This is a genomic window from Mesorhizobium sp. M1006, from assembly GCF_040318825.1.
Taxonomy (GTDB): domain Bacteria; phylum Pseudomonadota; class Alphaproteobacteria; order Rhizobiales; family Rhizobiaceae; genus Mesorhizobium.
Genome location: NZ_JAMYMZ010000144.1, coordinates 1 through 983, shown reverse-complemented (window position 1 = coordinate 983; position 983 = coordinate 1). Strand labels below are relative to the sequence as shown.

1 pseudogene is annotated in these 983 nt (G+C 61.5%); it reads left to right on the top strand.

Annotated elements, in window-relative coordinates:
• Positions 1–114: 114 nt before the first annotated feature.
• A pseudogene (gene istA / locus NKH60_RS34955) lies at positions 115–899 on the top strand (IS21 family transposase); the annotation flags it as partial.
• Between the last annotated feature and the right edge of the window lie 84 nt (positions 900–983).

Genomic DNA, 983 nt, shown 5'->3' with positions numbered 1-983 from the left:
GCCTTTTTATTTTTCCCCTGTTTCGGGCTGGCGCGGGTCTCCGGGTGGGCGGTCGGGTTGACCGGCGGCGCGTAATCGTTGATGCTTCTCCTGATGGTCGGGAGAGGGATTTCGGTGATCAAGATCGGGGAAATGACGATGATACTGGATTTGCATCGGCAGGGCCTGTCGGTGTCGGCGATCGCCAGGGAGAGCGGGATCGACCGCAAGACGGTTCGCAAATACATTGCGCGCGGGCTCGAGGCTCCGGCCTACGGACCGCGCAAGCCGCGTCAGGCGGTGATCGATCCCTTCACAGCCTATCTTCGCGAACGCGTCACCCGATATCCCGGACTCACCGGCAGCCGGCTTTTCCGGGAACTGAAGGATCTCGGCTATGGCGGCGGCTACACGGCCGTCACCGACTTCCTGTGCGACGTTCGTCCTGCCGCGGCGGAGCGTGGATACGAGGTTCGCTTCGAGACCCCGCCCGGCGAGCAGGCGCAGGTCGACTTTGCCCAGTTCAATGTCCTCTTTACCGATGAGCCGACCACGCCGAGAATCGTCTGGCTATTCTCCATGGTGCTTGGCTTCAGTCGCCTTATCTGGGCACGCTTCGTCGTCCACCAGCGACTGCCTTGCGCTGCCATGCTGGGGCTTTCGAGGCGCTGGGCGGCGCTCCTCGCGAAGTGCTTTACGATCGTATGAAGACGGCTGTGATCGGCGAAGGCGATACCGGCGGCATCGTCTACAACCGTGCCCTCGTCGATCTTGCCCGCCACTATGGTTTCCATCCCAAGGCGTGTCGGCCTTACCGCGCCAAAACGAAAGGCAAGGTCGAGCGGCCGTTCCGCTACATTCGCGAGGACTTCTTCCTGGCCCGGTCCTTTCGCAATCTCGAAGACCTGAACGCGCAGTTGGACACCTCGAAAAACCTGGCAATCGAGACCGCATTTTGATTCACTTCGCCTGGTGATTTGCACGGAGGCGTTGGATGCGAGGCC